This window comes from Streptomyces sp. NPDC039480 (assembly GCF_055597165.1).
Genome location: NZ_JBVITX010000015.1, coordinates 110,919 through 129,189, shown reverse-complemented (window position 1 = coordinate 129,189; position 18,271 = coordinate 110,919). Strand labels below are relative to the sequence as shown.

Annotated in this window: 16 protein-coding genes; 7 read left to right on the top strand and 9 right to left on the bottom strand. The window is 68.1% G+C overall.

Annotation, left to right across the window (positions count from 1 at the left end; genetic code table 11):
- Nucleotides 1-15: 15 nt before the first annotated feature.
- From ACZ56E_RS35955 to ACZ56E_RS35945, 3 genes are all read left to right on the top strand, one after another.
- On the top strand, nt 16-816 hold the full coding sequence (locus ACZ56E_RS35955; RefSeq protein WP_471220870.1) for a DUF6042 family protein: 801 nt from the start codon (nt 16-18) through the stop codon (nt 814-816).
- The gene (locus tag ACZ56E_RS35950; RefSeq protein WP_471220869.1) at nt 813-1,376 is read left to right on the top strand and encodes an AAA family ATPase; all 564 of its coding nucleotides are present in this window, start codon (nt 813-815) and stop codon (nt 1,374-1,376) included. The genes ACZ56E_RS35955 and ACZ56E_RS35950 overlap by 4 nt, the downstream gene beginning before the upstream one ends.
- Before the next feature lie 323 nt (nt 1,377-1,699).
- Entirely contained in the window at nt 1,700-1,975 is a 276-nt protein-coding gene (locus ACZ56E_RS35945; RefSeq protein WP_471220867.1) for a hypothetical protein, read from the top strand.
- 9 nt (nt 1,976-1,984) lie between these two features.
- Here the strand turns inward: ACZ56E_RS35945 and ACZ56E_RS35940 are convergent, their stop codons facing one another.
- The 5 genes from ACZ56E_RS35940 to ACZ56E_RS35920 form a co-directional block, all read right to left on the bottom strand.
- Nucleotides 1,985-3,079: an ISL3 family transposase gene (locus tag ACZ56E_RS35940; RefSeq protein WP_471220865.1), complete on the bottom strand. Its 1,095-nt coding sequence runs from the start codon at nt 3,077-3,079 to the stop codon at nt 1,985-1,987.
- 108 nt (nt 3,080-3,187) lie between these two features.
- Nucleotides 3,188-3,499: a transposase family protein gene (locus ACZ56E_RS35935; RefSeq protein WP_471221005.1), complete on the bottom strand. Its 312-nt coding sequence runs from the start codon at nt 3,497-3,499 to the stop codon at nt 3,188-3,190.
- 610 nt (nt 3,500-4,109) lie between these two features.
- The gene (locus ACZ56E_RS35930; protein WP_471220863.1) at nt 4,110-4,736 is read right to left on the bottom strand and encodes a hypothetical protein; all 627 of its coding nucleotides are present in this window, start codon (nt 4,734-4,736) and stop codon (nt 4,110-4,112) included.
- A gap of 295 nt (nt 4,737-5,031) precedes the next feature.
- Nucleotides 5,032-8,787, bottom strand: coding sequence for a WD40 repeat domain-containing protein (locus ACZ56E_RS35925; protein WP_471220861.1), 3,756 nt, complete (start codon nt 8,785-8,787; stop codon nt 5,032-5,034).
- 449 nt (nt 8,788-9,236) lie between these two features.
- The gene (locus ACZ56E_RS35920; RefSeq protein WP_471220859.1) at nt 9,237-10,016 is read right to left on the bottom strand and encodes a hypothetical protein; all 780 of its coding nucleotides are present in this window, start codon (nt 10,014-10,016) and stop codon (nt 9,237-9,239) included.
- 318 nt (nt 10,017-10,334) lie between these two features.
- On the opposite strand from ACZ56E_RS35920, the gene ACZ56E_RS35915 reads away from it, so the two are divergent.
- The 3 genes from ACZ56E_RS35915 to ACZ56E_RS35905 are packed head-to-tail and all read left to right on the top strand — an operon-like array spanning nt 10,335 to nt 13,877.
- Complete coding sequence (locus tag ACZ56E_RS35915; protein WP_471220857.1) at nt 10,335-11,111, top strand: hypothetical protein; 777 nt, start codon at nt 10,335-10,337, stop codon at nt 11,109-11,111.
- 31 nt (nt 11,112-11,142) lie between these two features.
- Nucleotides 11,143-13,314, top strand: a complete 2,172-nt coding sequence (locus ACZ56E_RS35910) for a DnaB-like helicase C-terminal domain-containing protein (protein WP_471220855.1) — start codon at nt 11,143-11,145, stop codon at nt 13,312-13,314.
- Nucleotides 13,314-13,877 carry a hypothetical protein gene (locus tag ACZ56E_RS35905; RefSeq protein WP_471220853.1) on the top strand — a complete coding sequence of 188 codons (564 nt, stop codon included), beginning with the start codon at nt 13,314-13,316 and terminating at the stop codon, nt 13,875-13,877. The genes ACZ56E_RS35910 and ACZ56E_RS35905 overlap by 1 nt, the downstream gene beginning before the upstream one ends.
- 285 nt (nt 13,878-14,162) lie before the next feature.
- On the opposite strand, the gene ACZ56E_RS35900 is transcribed toward ACZ56E_RS35905, so the two are convergent.
- The 4 genes from ACZ56E_RS35900 to ACZ56E_RS35885 all read right to left on the bottom strand — a co-directional run bounded on the left by ACZ56E_RS35900 (nt 14,163) and on the right by ACZ56E_RS35885 (nt 17,034).
- Entirely contained in the window at nt 14,163-14,540 is a 378-nt protein-coding gene (locus tag ACZ56E_RS35900; protein WP_471220851.1) for a hypothetical protein, read from the bottom strand.
- A 411-nt stretch (nt 14,541-14,951) separates the two neighbouring features.
- Nucleotides 14,952-15,344: a hypothetical protein gene (locus ACZ56E_RS35895; protein ID WP_471220849.1), complete on the bottom strand. Its 393-nt coding sequence runs from the start codon at nt 15,342-15,344 to the stop codon at nt 14,952-14,954.
- A gap of 752 nt (nt 15,345-16,096) precedes the next feature.
- Complete coding sequence (locus tag ACZ56E_RS35890; protein WP_471220847.1) at nt 16,097-16,708, bottom strand: helix-turn-helix domain-containing protein; 612 nt, start codon at nt 16,706-16,708, stop codon at nt 16,097-16,099.
- A complete protein-coding gene (locus tag ACZ56E_RS35885; RefSeq protein WP_471220845.1) occupies nt 16,708-17,034 on the bottom strand; it encodes a hypothetical protein in 327 nt (108 codons plus the stop codon). Before ACZ56E_RS35885 ends, ACZ56E_RS35890 begins: the two co-directional genes overlap by 1 nt.
- 681 nt (nt 17,035-17,715) lie before the next feature.
- Here ACZ56E_RS35885 and ACZ56E_RS35880 point away from each other — a divergent pair.
- Nucleotides 17,716-18,255: a nucleotidyltransferase domain-containing protein gene (locus tag ACZ56E_RS35880; protein ID WP_471220843.1), complete on the top strand. Its 540-nt coding sequence runs from the start codon at nt 17,716-17,718 to the stop codon at nt 18,253-18,255.
- Nucleotides 18,256-18,271 lie beyond the last annotated feature (16 nt).

Below are 18,271 nucleotides of genomic sequence, written 5' to 3'. Positions count from 1 at the left end.
GAGGAAGAGCTGCGGATGACTGAGAAGACGTCTGTGTCCGGCCCGCGCCGGGACCTGGCGATGCACAACGACTGGTGGGTGTCGGGCTGGGAGTACGTCCTGCCCCGTCAGGGCTTCCCGCTGACCATGCTGATCGGGACGGCGTGCCAGCCCGGTTTCACCGGCTCCCTGGACGACCTCCTGCAAGAGATCTTCGACGGCCGCTGGGACATGATCGGCGGCGACCTCGACAGTTCCCTCACCTTCTCCTGGCCCGATGAGGAATGGGACTACGAGGACGCGCCCGAGGGCCGCGAGGCATGCGAGGCGGTCCGCTGGGAGCAGTTCAGCACCATGCTGACGACAGCCGGCTTCCCAGTGCCCACCACCGTGCGGGACCTGTCCGAGCTCTACCTGTCGTGGGGCCTGGCCCGCTGCGCAGAGACGCCGGACGGCACCCGATGGTCCATGCCCGCCGTGCTGCCGCTGCCCGGCCACTTGCTGCCCCTGGACCCCGAACTCAACCAGCGCCTCGACGAAATCCGCTGGATGATGCACACCGGCCCGCTCCTGGACACCCTCATCGACCATCTGGTCAACGATCTGGGTGAACCGGCAGAGACCCTCACCTCCCTGGACCGGCTGGCGGCAGCCACGGGCCAGGACGTCGACGACGTCCGGCTCGCCCTTGCGGAACTCGTGAAATCCGGCGATGCCCGTGTCCAGCGCGGCGAGGCGCCAGCCGACGCGGAGCGCCTGGAAGCCCACCGCCGCTTCCGCCTGGTCATGGACTGGGAGCACTTCCACAACAACCGAATCCAGGTGAGCCGCGGGTGACTGAGGCCGCGCACGGCACCGCGGGGACCAGCGACACGCGCCTCATCGTGCTCCGCGGCAACAGCGCCTCGGGCAAGTCGTCCGTCGCAGCCGGCCTGCGCGAGAAGTTCGGCCGCAACCTCGCCATCGTCGCCCAGGACAACCTCCGCCGGATCGTGCTGCGCGAACGCGACCGGCCCGGCGGTGCCAATATCGGCCTGATCGACCTCACCGCCCGCTACGCCCTCGACAACGGCTTCCACGTCGTCCTGGAAGGCATCCTGTACGCCGACCGCTACGGCACGATGCTCCAGGCCCTGGTGCGCGCCCACCAGGGCGTCACACGGTGCTACTACCTCCACGTGCCCTTCGAGGAGACGGTGCTCCGGCACGCGACGAAACCAGATGCCGAGTACCTCGCGCACGTCAACGAGGGCCACCTGCGCGACTGGTACCGAGACAAAGACCTGCTCCCCGACGGCCTGGAGACCGTCATCGACGCGGCCAGCGCCTTGGACGACACGGTCCAACAGATCCTCGCCGAGAGCGGCCTGGACGGCATTCCCCCGTTCGACCGCTGAAGGGCGTCAGCGCAGGCACGGTCAGTTTCACGGCCGGCAAGAGGGCGCACACCACCGGACTCAGGGGGGCCAATGGGCGTGGAGAACGGATCGCAGAGCATTCCGTGGGGTGGTAAGTGGCGACGGCACCTCCGGTCCGATGCTGAGACGGATCTCGTGCACTCGTGGATGCGCCGTGTCGAATGCCCGACTTGCAAGGCCGTTGACTGTGAACGTCAGTTAGGGCTCTGGTCCACTTGCTGTGAAGAGCTCACCGGCGGTGACGTCAGTGGTGTGTGGTGAGATGACCGTGCTCTGTCAGTCGCCGTGGAGGAGGTCGTTCTGTGTCTGGGTATCCGTCGCTGACCCGTGCTCTGGCAGAGGCGCTGGTCGACGTCCTCTGGTTCGTCGAAAGGTGCGAGGACGAGCAGATGGACCCGGATGACGCGGTGAAGGTCCTGGAGGGTGTCGCTGCTCTGATGTCTCATCTGTCGGATGATCAGCGAAGCGAGTTCATGGATTTGCTCGGTTCGATGGCTTCGCAGGAGAACGATCCGTCGCGTCGCGACTTCTTGCTGGGCTTCCCTGAAGGGTTCGGCCTCGTCGAGGAAGACTCCTGATCTGGAGTCCTATGCGTAGAGCAGGACCCGTTTGCGGAGGAGTTCGAATCCTGCGCGGCCGAACATCTGCCGCTTGAGCATCTTGATCCGGTTGACATGGCCTTCCACGACGCCGGAGTTCCAGGGCAGCGTGAGGCCCGCGGTCACGGCGTCGAGGTCGCGTTCGAGGTGTTGGGCGAAGTGCCGGAGGCTGGGCAGGTCGGTAGTGGCGGTGGCTGCTTCGATCCAGGTCGGCAACTGATGGCCCTGAAGGTGAGCGACCATGTGGCCGAAGGAGCGCACGTGCTCGGAAAGCGCCGTGAGTTCGGGACAGTTGGCCAGGACGGCCTTGAGCTGGATCCGGTCGCTTTCGGGGAGGGCGTCGGGGTGGGTGAGAAGCCAGCGTGTGACGGCGCGGGCCGATGGCGGCCGGGCTCCGACCGGTTGGGGCTTGCCGCGCAGGTTCCTGCTGACGTAGGCGCGGACGCCGGCGTAACCGCGGGGATAGCCTTGCTCCTTGATCTCCTCCCACAGTTTCCAGGCGTTGGTGCAGCCTTCCTGCCAACGCTGATCGAGATAGGGCTTGTAGGCGTCGAGCCTGGTGGGACGGTTTTGCCACTGACCGGTGAACATCTCCTCCGGAGTGGTGGCGCGGGAGAAGCGCAGGATCGTGTTGAGCGTCATGCCGAGCTGGCGGGCGACGGACCGCTTGCTGTGGCCGGCGGCGAGGAGCGCGTGGATGGTGGCGTGCTTGGAGCGGGTGCGTTCGGCGAAGCGGTGTCCTGTGGGCCACGGCGATGACGCAGCCGACTCCACCTCCTCCTGGGGTTCCTCCGGCTGTTCCGGCGTGGGGCGCAGGCAGCCGCGATGCCGGTGGACGCATTTCTCGGCGGCTTCGCCCAGGTTGTGCCAGAGGTGCCACCGGTCGGCCACTTGGATGGCCTGCGGGGCACCGCGGGTGGCGCCGTCGGCGAAGAAGGGGGCGCGGTCGCGGCAGACGATCTCGATGCCGGGTCGCTCGGCGAGCCAGGCCGCGAGGGTGTCCGCCTCCGGTCGGGCAGGAGGTCGATCGGACGACGTGTCTCGACGTCGACGAGTACGGTCCCGTAGACCTGTCCCTTGCACTGGGCGTATTCGTCCACCCCAACCACACGGGGCGCGGCAATAGGCGGATCCGGGATCGAGGAGATCAGCCGTAGCAGGGTGTTGCGGCTGGCGGGCGCCCCGAAGACGTCAGTCATGCGAGCCCCGGCCCGGCCCGCGAGCGCGAGACCGACTGAGATGAGCGTCGATCGTAGCCGTTCCGTCCGTCGGCCGAACCGGCGGGTGAGGCCCGGCACCTGCTCGACGAATGTCTTGCGCGGACCAAGAGCTCTCCGGGCAGACGAACCGGCGCACCCTCAATGCCACTACGACGGACTTGCCCGCCGCCGGCAGATCACGAGGAAACCGCAGATAGGAACCATGTATTCGCCCTGACAGGTTCTCGCAGTCCGGACAGGTCGCCTGCCGGGCAGTACTCAGGGCCTCTACCCGGACGGCCATGTCGGTCGTCTCGACCGACTCCACCACCACGTCCTCCGATGAGGAGAACAGCAACTCTTCGAGTTGCGGTCGTACTTCGTTCACGACGCAGCACTGTCGACCACACCGCACACCGGCCGGGCGATTTTCGGGCTATCTCAGCCACCGTCACGATGAGATCGATAGTCACGCTGCGTACGCGTCCACAGCAAGTGGACCAGAGCCCGCTAAGACCTCCGCAACCACGTGGGTTTCACCGGCAGCGGCGTAGCCGGTGAGTTCGACACCGGCTGAGCGGGCTTCCTTGAGCCGGACGGACACCAGACCGGTGGAAACATTCAGCTCGCGCGCGATCTCGTAGCCCTTCAGTCCCTAAATGGTCCACGTCGTCCGGTGTGACGCCGACAAGATCCCTGGCCCGTACGCCCCGGCCGTTGAAGTTTTTGGACGAGAGAGCGCCCGGCTGGAGGTCTTCCAGCCGGGCGCTCTCGTGAACCGTTCACCACGTCTCAGTGTCTCGTACTGGGCACGTGACACCTGACTGTGTCCTGGATTTTCTGTCACGGTCGGGCCTGTACTCCGGTCCTGACAGCCGATGGGTCACGGGCCTGTTGTTTGCCCGGGAGTCCGTTCAGCAGGGGAGGGTGGTCTTGCCGGCTGCTCCTGTGGCACCGGTGGTGCCGTCGGCTGTGAGAGTGGCTGCGGTGCCGTTGCCGCCGGGCTTGCCGGGGCACACCGGGCTGGCTGCGCCGCCTGCGCCGCCGTTGCCGCCGGTGTGGCCGCCACCGACGATGGACGCGCCGCCGTTGCCGCCCTTGCCGCCGGCGATACCGGCGCCGGCATCGCCTACGCCACCGACTCCGCCCTTGCCGCCCGTGCCGCCGAGCTTGGCCGCGCCGCCGAAGCCGCCTGCGCCACCGTTGCCGTTGGCGCCACCGGCACCGCCGGTGCCACCTGCGCCTCCGGTGCTCGCGCTGCCGTCGCCGTTGCCTCCGGCACCTCCGGTACCGCCGTTGCCGTTGGCGCCGGCCGCGCCCCCGGTGCCGCCGAGACCGCCGACACCGCCGTTGCTGCCTACGCCGTTGGCGCCGTTGGCGCCGGGGAGCCCGAGGATGCCGAAGCCGGGGGCTGTGCTGGTGCTGCTCGTCTTGGCCGGGGCCGTCGCCGAGGCGAGGGCGGGGGTGAAGGCCAGGCCGGCCGCGGCGATCGCGGCGATCAAGACCGTACGGGGAACGAGGGTGGTGCGCGTGGAGCGCATGAGGTACGCCTTCCCTTTTGCTCAGTCAGAGAAATTCTCCGGCTGGCACTCATTAGCCTAGTCGAGAAGACGCCCGATTCGTCATATTGAATGATCCAATGACTTGAATGGCCTGATTGCTCAAATTCAGGCCTGAAATTCTTCTTGTGTAGTTATAGGGCTTTCATGTGCAGTCGCAGGTCGTATTGCGTGGGGACGCGCACAGCTCCAGGCCGAGCTCCGTCTCCGCCGCCTCCACCCGCTCCCGCGCGGCCTGAACCCCCGGGCCGGACAGCACAGCCGAGGACGGCAGCACTCAACATGTTCGGAGGTAGGGAAGGTCCGGCAGGTAGGTCTGCCAGTCCGCCCGTGACAGCCCGGAGCCGGCGCGCGCGCAGACCCGGCGCAGAAGACGCTCGGGCGCCAAGTCGATCGGCTCGGCGGGGTTTCGCGCGCCGGATGCGTACAGGCTGGTGCCGTCGTCGGAGAAGGCGACACTGGAGATGTACTGGCCGGAGGTGGGCAAGGGGGAGCCCAGGGAGCGTCCCGAGGCGACGTCCCACAGCTGGACGGATCCGGTGCCCACCACGGCGAGAGTGCGGCCGTCGGGGGAGAAGGCCAGCGCGACTACGGAGTCCTGCGCGCTTTCGCGGTCGCCTGTGTAGGCGCCGTTGAACACGCTGAGACGGTGATGCACATCGCCATCCCATATGGTGACTCGCCCGCTGGCGTCGCCGACGGCGAAGCGGGTGCCGTCCTTGCTGAACGCTCCGGCAAAGGGGAGGCCGCTGTCGCTGAGCACGAGTGAACGGACGCGCCTCGCGCGCAGGTCGATGACTTCGTCATCGCTGGAAACAACGAGAGCGTCGTCCGGGCGTACGGCCAGGATTCTTCCGGAGCCACCCGACTGAATGCTGCTGCCCAGATGGGAGCCGGCGGACTGGGTGTCTGTCCGTCTGCCGGTGCCCAGGTCCCAGCGCTCCAGCGCCCAGGTGTCAGAGCCGCGCGCCATCAGCAGGCTGTGCCCCTCGGTGTCGAAGGCCAGACCAGTGATCTCGTTCACCGCCGCCGGGCCGGCGTCCAGGGCGGCTACCTTGCGGTGTTTCGTTGTGTCCCACACGGTGATCCGCTGCCGTTGCCGGGTATTGCTCCAGACTCTGACGTAGGCGAAACGACGGCCGTCGGGGCTGAACGCCATCAGTTCCGAGCAGCCCGAAGGGTCCTCCTCGGTATCGGAGACGGAAGCATCGGCGTCCGGCGGGCAGGGGGGCTCGGGCAGGGTGGTGAGGGCCCGGCCGCTGCGGGTGTCGATCAGCCGGACGCCGGCCTGGCCCGGCTCACGCGAGAGGACGGCCGCGGTGCGACTGTCACCGGCGAGGTGGGCCTGTTCGAAGGGACGTTTCTGCCAGTCGGCGCGGACGATCGGTTGCAAGTCGAGTGAGGCGACGGAGGTGCCGGTCCGACGGAGGTACTGCACAGCAGAGGCGTCGGGGGCAAGGGAGAATTCGGTGATCATCTCGCCGATGAGCTGGTGGCGGAAGACGGGCTGATCCGGCTCGTTGTGCCGCCACAGCACGATTTCCGTGCCCGTGGTGGCGGCCAGAAAAGTACCGTCCGCGCTGAAGCGCACCGCGGTTGCATCCTCGAGGTCCAGGCGGGGCAGTTCGCGGCCCGTGCGCACGACCCAGCGTCGGATCGTGTTGTCGTCCACGGCCGCCAGCACATCACCGCCCGGCCGTAGAGCGAACACTCCCGGGGCGTAGCGGTCCTGGTCGGGGCAAGCGACCCGGGCAGCGCTCGCGGCCCGCGAAAGGCGATGGACCCGCCCTGTGCGGAGGTCCCGTACCTCCAGATGATGGCGGCCCCGGCACAGTGCGAGGGCGCGGCCATCGGCGCTCACACTGGTCGGGTACTCCTGCACTACAGGAGCGCGCACACTCGACAGGCGCCGTCGGTCGCGCAGATCCCACACCTGTGTCCGCTGGAATTCCTCACCGTCCTGGCCGACCACCGTCAGATGGCGTCCGTCCGCGCCGAAATGCGCCGACACCGCCGCGCCCACGGGCAGGGTGGCGACCACCCGGCTGGCTCGTACGTCCCACAGCCGCACGTCTTCCTTCGCGGGCAGGGCAAGCAGTCGACCGTCGGGGCTGATGTCCCAGTTCGGCTCCAGGTCCGGCTCGAGGTCCATGTCCGACAGCGCTCGGCCCGGACCCCGGTAGGAGCTGGTGCGCCGCTGGGTGCGCACGTCCCAGACCACCACGCGCCGCGCGGAGATGGACAGCACAGTGCGTCCGTCCGCCGTGAGCCGGTTCAACGCCGGGCCGAAGGCCAGGCCGGGGATGGGGAAGACGTCCTGCTCCGGTTGGGCCATGGCGCTCAGCAGCGCCGAGCGGCTCTCCAGGGTGGGCGCGAGCCGCCAGGCGGCGGCGGAAAGCCGCATGGCTGTCGCGGGGTCGGCGAACCGCATGGCGTCCGCAACCGCGGCGATGCGTCTGGCTTCGGCCTCCACGCGGCGGCGGTCGCTGGTGCGGTTTTGCTGCCAGGCCGTGATGCCGGCGACCAGGGCGAGGACGACCAGGACAGCGAGAGTGGCGAGCAGGCCGCGTCGGCGCCGCAGTTCGGTGGTGCGCGCGGCGCGGCCCGCGTCGAGGAAGCCACGCTCCAACGCGGTGAGGTCGGTGTCCGCCAGCTGCTCGCTCGCCGCGTCCAGCCGTGTCCCTCGATACAGCGAGCCCGGTTCCCGGCCGAGCTCGTGCCAGGCGTGGGCGGCGTCGGTCAACCGCCGGTGGACCAGCAGGCTTTCACGGGCCTCGTCGATCCATCCGCGCAGCCGGGGCCAGGCGGTGATCAGGGCCTCGTGAGCCAGATCCACCGTGCCGTCGTCCACGGTCAGCAGCCGGGCACCGACCAACTCGCCCACCACGGCGCTGATCTCCTCCTCAGGGGCGAAGTCCAGCTCGGCGCGGCTCACGGGGCGGCGGGTGTCCTGGGCGCCCTCGCCTGGGGTGATCAGACGCAGCAAGACCAGCCGCGCCAGCTCGGCGCGCTCCGGGGAAAGAGATCCGTACACATCCTCGGCGGTCTGGGCGATGGCACCGCGCACACCACCGGCTGCCTCGTACGCCCGTAACGTCAGCATTCTTCCCGAGCGGCGGCGCCAGGTTTCCAGCAGGGCGTGGGAGAGCAGCGGCAGACCACCCGGTTCGTCGGCGAGTTCGTCCACCAGGCGTGCGGTGAGGGCACGTTCCACCATCGTGTTCCGTGCGGCGGCGGGCTTGATGATCGCCTGCCTCAGCTCCGCCGGTCCCATCGGCCCCACCGGAACGGCGGCGTTCTTCAGTACGTCCACCAACTGCGGGTGACGCAGGCAGTGGCCGTAGAAGTCGGCGCGCACGCCCAGCACCACGCGAAGCCTGCTGCCGGGCTCCGCAGCGGCCAGCAGCCGGCGGATGAACCCTTCTCGCTCCGCAGGGTCGGTGCAGAGGGTGAAGAGCTCCTCGAACTGGTCCACCAGGACATAGGTGTCCCCCTCGCCAGCGGCGGGCTCCAGCTTGTCGGCGTGTGTGCGCGCCGGATGCTCCCCCGGCGTCAGGATGCGCAGGGCCGCCGGACGCGGTTCGGACGGCTCGGAGCGGCGCAGGCGGGGGACGAGACCGGCACGCAACAAGGAGGACTTGCCGCTGCCGGACGGCCCCAGCACGGCCGCGCACCGGTGTATGCGAAGCAGTTCGACCAAGTCGTCCACCAACTGCTCACGCCCGAAGAACACCTCGCTATCCCCGGGTTCGAAACGAGCCAGTCCCCGGTAGGGCGGTTCCTCACCATCGGCGGCACGGGGAGCGGTGGTCACCTCCGCCGCCACGTCGTCCCACCGCTTCTCCCACGCGAAGGTATCTCCGCCACAGGCCGCCACATAGGCCAGCGCCACCGCGAGGCTTGGCAGCTGCTCCCCGGCTGCCGCCTGGGAGAGTGCGGTAACCGAGTAGTGGGTTCTGCGGGCCATCTCCCGGTAGGTGGGGCCGCCCGCCTCCAGCCGCAGTTTCCGCAAGTCATATGCGAACCGCTGCACCGGACCCTCGTTGGGATCCACCGACTTCTCAGGACGCCCCACCCTTTGGCCCTCCCGCTCCCCACCACCACTGTTCCTGCCCGATTGTTCAGTGTGACCTAAACCGGCTGCTGAACCCTGATCAGGCTGACTCGATGGCGTCGGCTCGGCCCCGGGACGACCTCGTCACCCAGCACATCCCCGCAAGGAGATGCCCGCCGGGGTCAGCGTCTTGGCGCCGCGACGGGTTCTCCATGCTTATGGCGCCTCATGTTGGCCCCATGCCCAAGGTCTGGCCGCAAGGATTCGCGCAGCCCCAGGAAAGCCAGCGGCAGATCGTTGCTGAACTGCCGCTGCTCGCCCTTGGGCGTCATCTGGTATATGCGCAGGTGCTGCCCCAGTCCTGCGCGGCACTCTGCCCCAAGCACTGCGGTCGGCACCGGCCTGCCGCAGTGAGGCCAAGAGCAAGGTCATGCACCGGCAGCCGCGGCCTGCTCCTCACCCTGCGCCTTGCTGCCCTGCGTCTTGCCGTCCTGCTCCCCGCCCTGCGCCGGTGCCGCCTGCTCGGGCACCAGCACCGGCGCCGAAGCGGCGGTGTAGAAGACGGACGAGCCCTGCTTGCTGCGCTGGGCCTGGCTCTTGGCCACCAGCCCCTCGAGCGTGGTGCGCACCACGGTCGTCTTGACGCTGCGCTCGGGGTGGGCCTGGCCCAGGGCCGTGGCGATCTCCGCCGCCGAGCGCGGCTCGCTCTGCTCGGCGAGATGCCCGCGGATCAGCTCCACCAGCGTCGGCTGCGCCGGCTTGGCAGCCTTGGCAGGCTGGGCGGCCTCAGCCTTGCCGGACTCCTTGCCGGAGCTCTTGGCGGCCCCCTTTCCTGTCACCTTCCCGGAGCTCTTGGCGGCGCCCTTCCCAGCGCCCTTGCCTGCGGCCGCCTGCTGCGGAGCGGTCTTGGTCACCCGCGCCCGCTTGCCCGTGGCATCGGAGCCGGGCGACTTCTTCTTCGTACGGGGGGCGGGCACCGCGGCCCGCTCCTGCGGGGCCGCCGGCTCCGGGGAAGCCGGCTCCTCACCGAGCGCCTGCTGGATGCTGACCAGTACCGCGTGGTCACGCTGATGGGCCACCAACTGCTCCTGCAAGGAGGCGATTTCCGCACCGAGGCGCTGCTGCTCCTTGGTGTTGCGTTCGAGGTCGGCACGGACTTGAGCGGTGTACTGCGATGTCAGTTCGGTGGCGGAAACGTTCTCGGACATGGGGCGCACAACCTTTCCCGGACCTGGGGCCGGAGTTGAAGAGCCTGCTGCACATGTGTGCTTCCCGGGACCGGGGTTGGGGCCCGGGCCTGCGGGGTGACAAGCAATATTCAGTACACAGATGCCCTGACACAGCGATAGTACGGACAACCGGAGCGGCCCATTCTCCTTGACCATGCTGTGAACTGACCTAAGGCGGCGTGTATCGGCAGGGGGGCAGGCCGCGACGGTCAGCAGGAGGGCGCAGCGTAGGTGTGGCCGTTGTCGGAAGTAGAGAAATTACAGGAAAAGTTGTGTTACGTAAGGTAGGGTGACGGAGTGGAAGACGCCCTGGAAGCCCTCGAGACGGAGATGGCGCATCTGCGGCGTGCGATGCGCACCGCACGGGCCGATGGGGATCGTAGACGGGTTGAATCCCTCCGCGTTGATCTGCATGCCACGCAGTCCGCCTGGGACGCGCTGGTCGTTCCCGGCGGCCAGGACGTTACGGGTCAGCCACCCATCAGTCGCCAGAGGGGTCTGCGGGGTCTGCGGCCACTGCGTGAGCAGGTCCTCGACACTCTGACCCTGATCGGTGCGCCGGCTGCACCAAAGATGATCCGGGCTGTCCACCAGGCTTTCTACGGCAGCGACTTGCCCGCTCGGCAGATGACCGGCCTGCGCAGAGATGAGGAAGCCAGCTATATGGCCACCCGGGCCGTCCGCACCTACATCTGCCCGGCGCTGACCGCCGACCGGCTCACGCCGGCTAGGGCCCTGCTGACGCTCAGCACCTGGCCTCTGCAGCAGCGCATCGTCGCAGACACCTCCGCCCGAACCGACTTCCTCACCCTGACGATCCGCCTCTGCGCCGCCGCAGAACACTCCGGGACCCGTGCCGAATCCGCCAGCGCCGGCGTTGAACAGCTGCTGCAGCACCTGGCACCGAATATCCCCGGCGCCGCCGGTCTGCATGCCAAGCCCAGTGCCCTTCGTGCCGCAGCCCAGGCCGAACTGGACACTGTTACCGCCCCCGACCAGGAAGCCCGCGCCGCCGCCGCTGACCGGGCCAAGCGCCTCGACCAGGCGCACCAACTCTTCGGCCGCCCGGCCTGAACCGCCCCGACAACCACACCCGAAGAAGGACATGGTGGACAGCGACAAGCCCTCGGCACCGGCGGCCGGACCCGCACGCAAGCTGGTATCCCTCAAGGACCAAGTAGGTGACATCCTCACCCCCACGGCGCCGGGTTGCACCTTCGGTCTGGCGGAACTGGACGCGGCCACCGGCGGCCTGCAGCCCGGCCAACTGACCCTCGTGGCTGCCGTACCCGGGGCGGGCGGCAGCCTGCTGGCCCTCGCCGCCGCGCGCCGCACCGCACTCAGCGACGGGCGCGGCGTCCTGTATGCGGCCGCGGGCCTGACCGCGGCCGACGTGACCCGGTGGATCATCGCAGCCGAGTCCGGGACGGAGCACCGCAAGCTGCGCGCGGGCACGCTCACCGCCCCCGAGCGAGCTGCCGCCGAGAAGGCCGGCGCACACCTGACCCAGGCCCCGCTCCTGGTCGATGACGGTGCAGGCCTGACCGCAGAGGCGATCGCCGAGTCCGCCCCCTACGCGGACGACTTGGCCTTGGTCGTCGTGGACCGCTTGCACCATGCCGCTGACCCTCACCTGCCGCTGTCCGGCCCCCGGGTGCCTGCCGCGGTCCGCACCCTGATGCACCTGGCCCGCCAGCAGTCGGTACCGGTCCTGGCCGTCCTCAACACCGATGACGCCGACGCGGTGCGCAGCCTGGACGCTGATGTGACCCTCACCCTGAGCCTCGCCCCGGGCGCGGACACCGCCACCGTCACCGTCACCGAACGCGACCTGGGGCAGACCACCCTGACGCTGCGCCCCGACCTGAGCCGTGCACGCTTCACCGACGCGCCACCCCATCCCACCCCTGCTCCACCGGAGGACGATGGCGTGCACCATCTCGCCGCAGCGGAGCAGGAACTGGTCGACGCCGCCCTGCCCTTCACCTCCGGAGCACTCAAAGGCCTGGACCCCCGCACCGTCCAGATCCTGTCCGACCACCGCGACAGCGTGCTCAACCAGCACATCGACACCCTGCCCGAGCGCCGCACCTACACCGCAGCTCTGGCCCACGACGCACAACTGCACCTTCCCGACCACCCCGCAGCCCACCGCCTGCGCACCGCACTGGACGACTTCATCACCGCCCTGCAACACGACCAGACCCAGCAGCAACCGCCCTGCCCGCCCAGCCCCAAACCCGCAGCACACGCCGCTGCGCCCACCCAGCACACCGACGCCAACCCTCAAGCCGACCAGGCGTCCCCGCAGCCCGAACAGCCGGGGCAGGAGCTGCAGCCCGGTGACGAGGACGACGAAGGTGACGATGCACCCTTCCCCGCCCTGCGCCTCCTCAAGGAGGCCATCAGCCGGTCGAAGATGCACCCGATCCAGGTGATCCGCAAAGACGAGCGAGATCAGCCACCCTGGACCCTGTTCAACGAAGTCATGGACGGCGAGCCCCGCTGGGTGCACCCGGATGTGGACAGCGTGCGCACCCGCGGCGGCAAACGCCACCAGCTCATCGTGCCGCCCGACCCATTCGGCCCCGGGCAGCTGTGCACGATCGACCGCAACGGCTCCTACCCCTCCGCCTGCTCGGCCGTCACCCTGGCACCGAACAAGCTCCTGCACACCGGCCCCCTGGACCACCGTGACAAGGACCAGGCGGGCGTGTTCCAGATCGACGTACCGGCCTGGAAACACCCTCACATGCCGCACCCCCTGGGGCGCCTGGCCGACCGCGCCGACGACCAGGGCCGGGTCTGGGTCACCACGCCCCACATGGAGATCCTGGAAAAACTGATCCGACAGGGCCACCTCGACGGGCAGCTGCACATCCACGACTCCTGGACCGGACGCGCGAACAACTCCCTCCTCAAGCCCTTCTACCAGGCAGCCAGGACCGCCCGCGCCGAGCTGATCACGACCGGCCAGCCCTACATCGAGTACAAGCGACGCCTGTCCATCGCCCTGCGTCTGCTCTGGCCCAAGGGCGAACGCGTCAACTCACCCTTCTGGCGCCCGGACTGGCGCATGAGCGTGGTCGCCGAGGCCTCCGTACGCCACTGGATCACAGCCTGGGGCGCCGTCCAGGACAACCACACGCTGATCGCCCTGCGCAACGTCGACGAGGCCGTCTTCTGGACCCCGGACGGCACCGCGCCCGGCAAGTACAAAGTGGGAACCGGCTTCGGCGAGGTCAAGGTCAAAAACGAGCAGGGAAGTGACACCTGATGCCCCAGGGCCAAGGCGACACCCTGGGCGCCGCCCTCAACAACCTGCTGGCCGCCTACCACGTCCAGCCCAGGGGACGGCTGAAGTCCTACCGGGCCAAGGGCTGGCACGCCCAACTCGTCCACCTCACCGAAACCCACCGCGGCTACACCGAACTCTCGCGAGCCGGCCTCGGTATCACCCACCAGACCCTGCTGAAGTGGCTGGCGGACGACGAGTACCCCGTGCGCCGCAGCTACCGCGAGATCATCCGCCAGGCCTACGAAGCGGCCGCGACCATCGCGGCCAGCCCCATCCCGCAGGCCTTCAAGGAGCACCAGTTCGAGATCCGGGGCGTCGTCAAAACCGGTGACGACGCACGCGACCGCGGCGCCAGGGGCACCGCGCCCCTGCGCATCGACGGGCGCAACGGACACTGGGCCTCCATCGACTCGCTGTGGCGCGAGGGTGAGCTCGACGACGATGCCTTCCAGGACGACTTCATCGACTACGTCATCTGTGACGACATCGGCGAAGGCACCGACGGCTGGGATTTCCCCGGCAGCGCGTACACGATCACCTGACCGCCAACCCCGGCTGTCGCAGGAACTGATCAGCTGGCGTCGAGGATCGGCTGCTCCGGCCATCCGGCGCCACCCACTCCTTGCCGCTCGCCGCCGAGCGCCGGGACGTCCGTACGGCCTTCAAGCACTGGGGGGACGCCGACCAGGACCAGTGCACGACGCGGGCCGAATTGCTCATCAGCGGGTACCTGCACTGAGTCAGTGACCGAAACGCCCAGTGGGGGTGGTGAAGTTGTGATCAGCGCTGCCACAACGAGACCTCGCTCAGCAGCACGGGCTCGTCGTTCAGCAGGGATCGATGAACCTCAATATGCTCCAGTTGCCGAAGACGTCCTTGGACGGCGCTCCGGGTGTGGTGTAGATGAGCTGACCGGCCTTGTTGTAGAACTTCGCCTTGGTGCCCGGAGACTGATTGTTAAACCAGCTGCCGCTGTGGAGCCCCTCAGGGATCTCCTGCATGTAGCAGTCCTTGAATACGACTACTCGGTCCTTCGTGTAAATACAGAAGGAGCCCGGCGGACAAGATACTGGGGCCGCTGTAGCGCTGTTTTTAGTGGCCGGCTGTGCTGGAGCTAAGTCAGGCGTGGCCAGGACTGCGCCGGCGGCCAGCGCGGAGGCTGACAACGCGATAACCGTTCCGCGGCCGAACTTCGTGCTTCGCATAGTGGAACTCCTGGTGTGGGGTCAGCGGTCGGATAGCGGATGCTTGTGCCAGTCGGTCGTACCGCGCGTGGCCCCGTCACAGAGACCCGCCGGGCAACCCGCATGATGTGGGCTCTGGCAGAGGGAACGCACCATTGCGCGCGCCCAAGCGAAATCCGGCATCGCGGCCATACCGAGGGTGGCGAGCGACCACCGTGGCCAGCAGCATCCATTCGCCCGTGGCGCCTTCGGGCGGGAATCCAGGTGAGGGCTGTGATCTCTTGAGGGGGCCGGTGGAGTGGGTGCTCTGCCCTGGGAGGTCAAAGCAGCCGCCTGAACCGGCCCCGGCGCACGGCCTGTGCCCGGCGCCCCAGCGGGGTTCCGGGCACAGGCCGCGCAACGCGCGCCCGACGCTAGCTGCTGGGTGCTAGATCAGCAGGCATCGACGTACCAGACAGGACCCCAGTTGCCGTGGGCGTCGGACGAGGGCGCTCCGGCTGTGGTGAAGATGAGCTGCTTGCTCTTGTTGTACATCTTCGCCTTGGTGCCTGCGGACTGGTTGTTGTACCAGGAGCCGCCGCTGTTGAGCCCGTCGGGGATTTCCTGCATGTAGCAGTCCTTGAACTTGAACGCCAAACGCTTGAAGTTGGCGTCCTTGTAACCGCAGAAGTAGTACTTCGGGCAGTCGGAGGGAGCTGCGGCGGCGCTGCGCTCCATGGAGGGCTGTGCCGGGGCCGAAGCGGATGTGGCCAGGATTCCGCCGGCAGCCAGTGCGGTGGCTGACAGCGCCATGATCGCGCCCCGGCCGAACTTCGTGTTTCGCATGGTGGAACTCCTTGGTGTTTGTGTCGGCGGTCGTCTGGCAGACGCCGGTGCCGGTCTGTAGTGCTGTGTCCGGCCTCGCCCTCAGTCCGCCAGGCGCCCGTTCTACGCCTTGTGCGGGTGCCGGTGCCCGGCCGTGCCCTCGGCCCGGCCGGGCGATCCCCCTGGCCCTCCGTGCACCCCTGGGGCGGGGCTGGAGGGCCTGGGGCGGCCTGGCACCGATTTCACCGCGCCATGGCGTTGTTCATCAGCCCAGTTCAGAGGGGTAAACAATCGGGTTCCGGTGGAAGGGGACACCTGGAGCGGCTTACACGAGAGGGGTGACGGGCGGCTTCCGCGCCTGTCACCTGGACCGCAGGCATGACGCTCAAGCGATCATCCGGTGCCCAAGGGAATAAAGGGGGAACGCAGCGGGAAGCTGGCCGATGCGAGGACAGCGTCGATAGGACGGTTCGCCTTCGCGTTGCACAGGCTGCGTGGCATGGCCCAGGGGGCATTCACCTGTCGGGCGATGGCTGAGGGCGCCGGCTGCTCGATCACCGCACCGTCCAAGGCTGCCGCGGGAGAGAAACACCTCTCCTTGCCCCGCGCACTCACCTGTGTCTGCGTCAAAACCTGTGGAGACGGCGGTGCGGCAGGCACCCCGGGCGAGAGCCCGGCGGGTGGGGGCGCCGCCATCGGGCACGCCCACGGCCCCGGCCGACCGGTGTGGGACGCCGGCTGCCGTGGTCGTGCTCTTTGGCGGGTGGGGCACTCTATGCCGCGAGGCCGACAGGGCTGAGGGCCTTGTCCCAGGCGGCGAACCAGGGATCAAGGTCAACGTCAGGGATGTCGCAGGCATGCAGAAACGCCTTGTACTGGTTCAGGTCACGGGGGAGACCGTGCCCGCGCAGGATGCGGTGGGCGGAACTGTGGGGCAGGATCCAGGGCCCGGCCTTGTGGGCCATGGAGCGGACCGTAGGCCGACCCGCGTGAGCCCACGCATCACGCAGGGCTCCACTCAGGTCGGCACGGTCGCGTACGTATTGAGGCTTGGGGACCCTGCTGGAGGCCTTGGCCGTCCTTGCCTGCCGGGCGACGCCGGCGGCAGCCCGCACGTGGAGCTCCGAGACGGTGCGCGCCTGGCCGCGCGAGGCTCCGCAGCCCAAGAGGAAGGCACGCACCAGGCTCTGGGAGGGGAGGGTTTTTCCCGAAGTGGCCCGCTGAAGCTGGGATTTCGACCACAGGGTCCGCTCGGCGAGCTCGGCGTAGGTCACGCCCTTTCCCTCGCCCGATCGGATCTCCCTGAGTTTGGTGGCCAACGCGGCGAGTTCTGGGACCGTGGTGACCACGGGCGCCTCGGGGCGCCCCCTGCGGAGAGCGCCCATCAGCTGCCACCGCCCATACCGGCAGTGTTCTGATTGAGGACGGCCGTGATGATCCTTCGGAACAGGCCCATGCCCGCCCGGGGGCTTCTCTGGCTCTTCAAGTGCACAGAGAAGAGAACCCCTGCGCCGATACCTCCCGCACCGCCGAGAAGAATCAAGATGTCGCCGACGTTCATGTGCGCGATGAGCGTGAGCACAACTGCGGCTGCCAAAAAGGCGACCAGGACAAAAGCTTGCGTCATGTCAAAGGGGAGGGGTGTGGCAGCCGTTGACGGCGCGGCATCTATACCGGTGCGATCGCCCGGTTTCTTCGGGGTGGCAGGCATGGTCCACCTTCCGACCCGGCCGGTGATCTCGACGGATCACCGGCCGGGCTACTGGCTCCATTTGCCGACGATCACTGGGGTGATTGGCGTCACCGGCAGTGAATTACGGCCATTACCCGCCAGGATCGCAGTTCAGCAAGCCGTTGTAACCAGAGCCCGTGCTTTGTCTCTGCCTTTGTCCATGGCCAAAGAAGCTGCGACACCTCGTGGAGAGGGATCTGACGTGGCGAAACGGGGGTCCATCATGTGGAGCAGCGAGATAACCCTGACCGTGTGCAAACTTCAGAGCTGCGCTGATTCGATGAACCGGGGATGCTCCTTATCAGAAGCCGCTCCGGCCGATTCAGCCGAAGCAGGTGGGCACCCTGGTCACGCTACTGGCTCCAACCACGGCAAGCACAGGGACGGGAAACGCTGGTTCATGTTGGCGCATGGCCATGACAAAGTCGATGCACCCAAGACGAGATCTTGGGTGCATCGACTTTTTGCGTGCCGCGTCTGAACTTCGGGCAGCTAGTCCGAACGATCTTCACACGTCCTCCCGGCCGTCAACGGGCTGACCGCCCTCGGTAGGCATACTGGTCGCCGACGCGATCTAGTGCCGCATCAGGCAACATCCGCCCGCTCTGTGGGGACAAACGATGTGCTGGGCAAAGCCGTTGCCGGGTAACCTGCCGCGCTGTGGATACGGGACGTGCTGATCGGCAGCTCAGCCTGATTGCTGAGGCCGTGGAGGTTGCTGGGGCTCTTGGGGTCCCGGTATGGCTCCGCGGTGGGTGGGCCATGGACTTCTTCCTCGGCGAGATCACGCGGGACCATGCGGACATCGACTGGTTCGCCTGGGCGGATGATGCCGCTGACCTGGCGAGAGGGGTGCTGCAGCACGGCTATGAAACGGTCCCCGGGGCGCCCCCCGACCTGCAGCTCGATTTCGTCAAGGATGGTCTGGAGAGCAGCTTTACGCTCCTGGGCCGGGACACGGATAGCCGTGTGGTGGTTGCCGGGGGCCCGTGGGCCGGTGCGCCCTGGCCCGAAGGAATGCTCGATGCCGGTCCGGGCCGTATCGGTGGTCTGGAGTGCGCGATTGTCAGTGTGCAGGCCCAGATCGAGATCAAGCGAATGATGCCCGTCTGGGATCCTTCCCGGCCTCGGCGGACCAAGGACGCCGAGGACATCGCCCGCTTGGAGGCGGCCCTGGGCACGCGGGGCCAAACGGTCTGAGTCAGGTTCTGGGCAT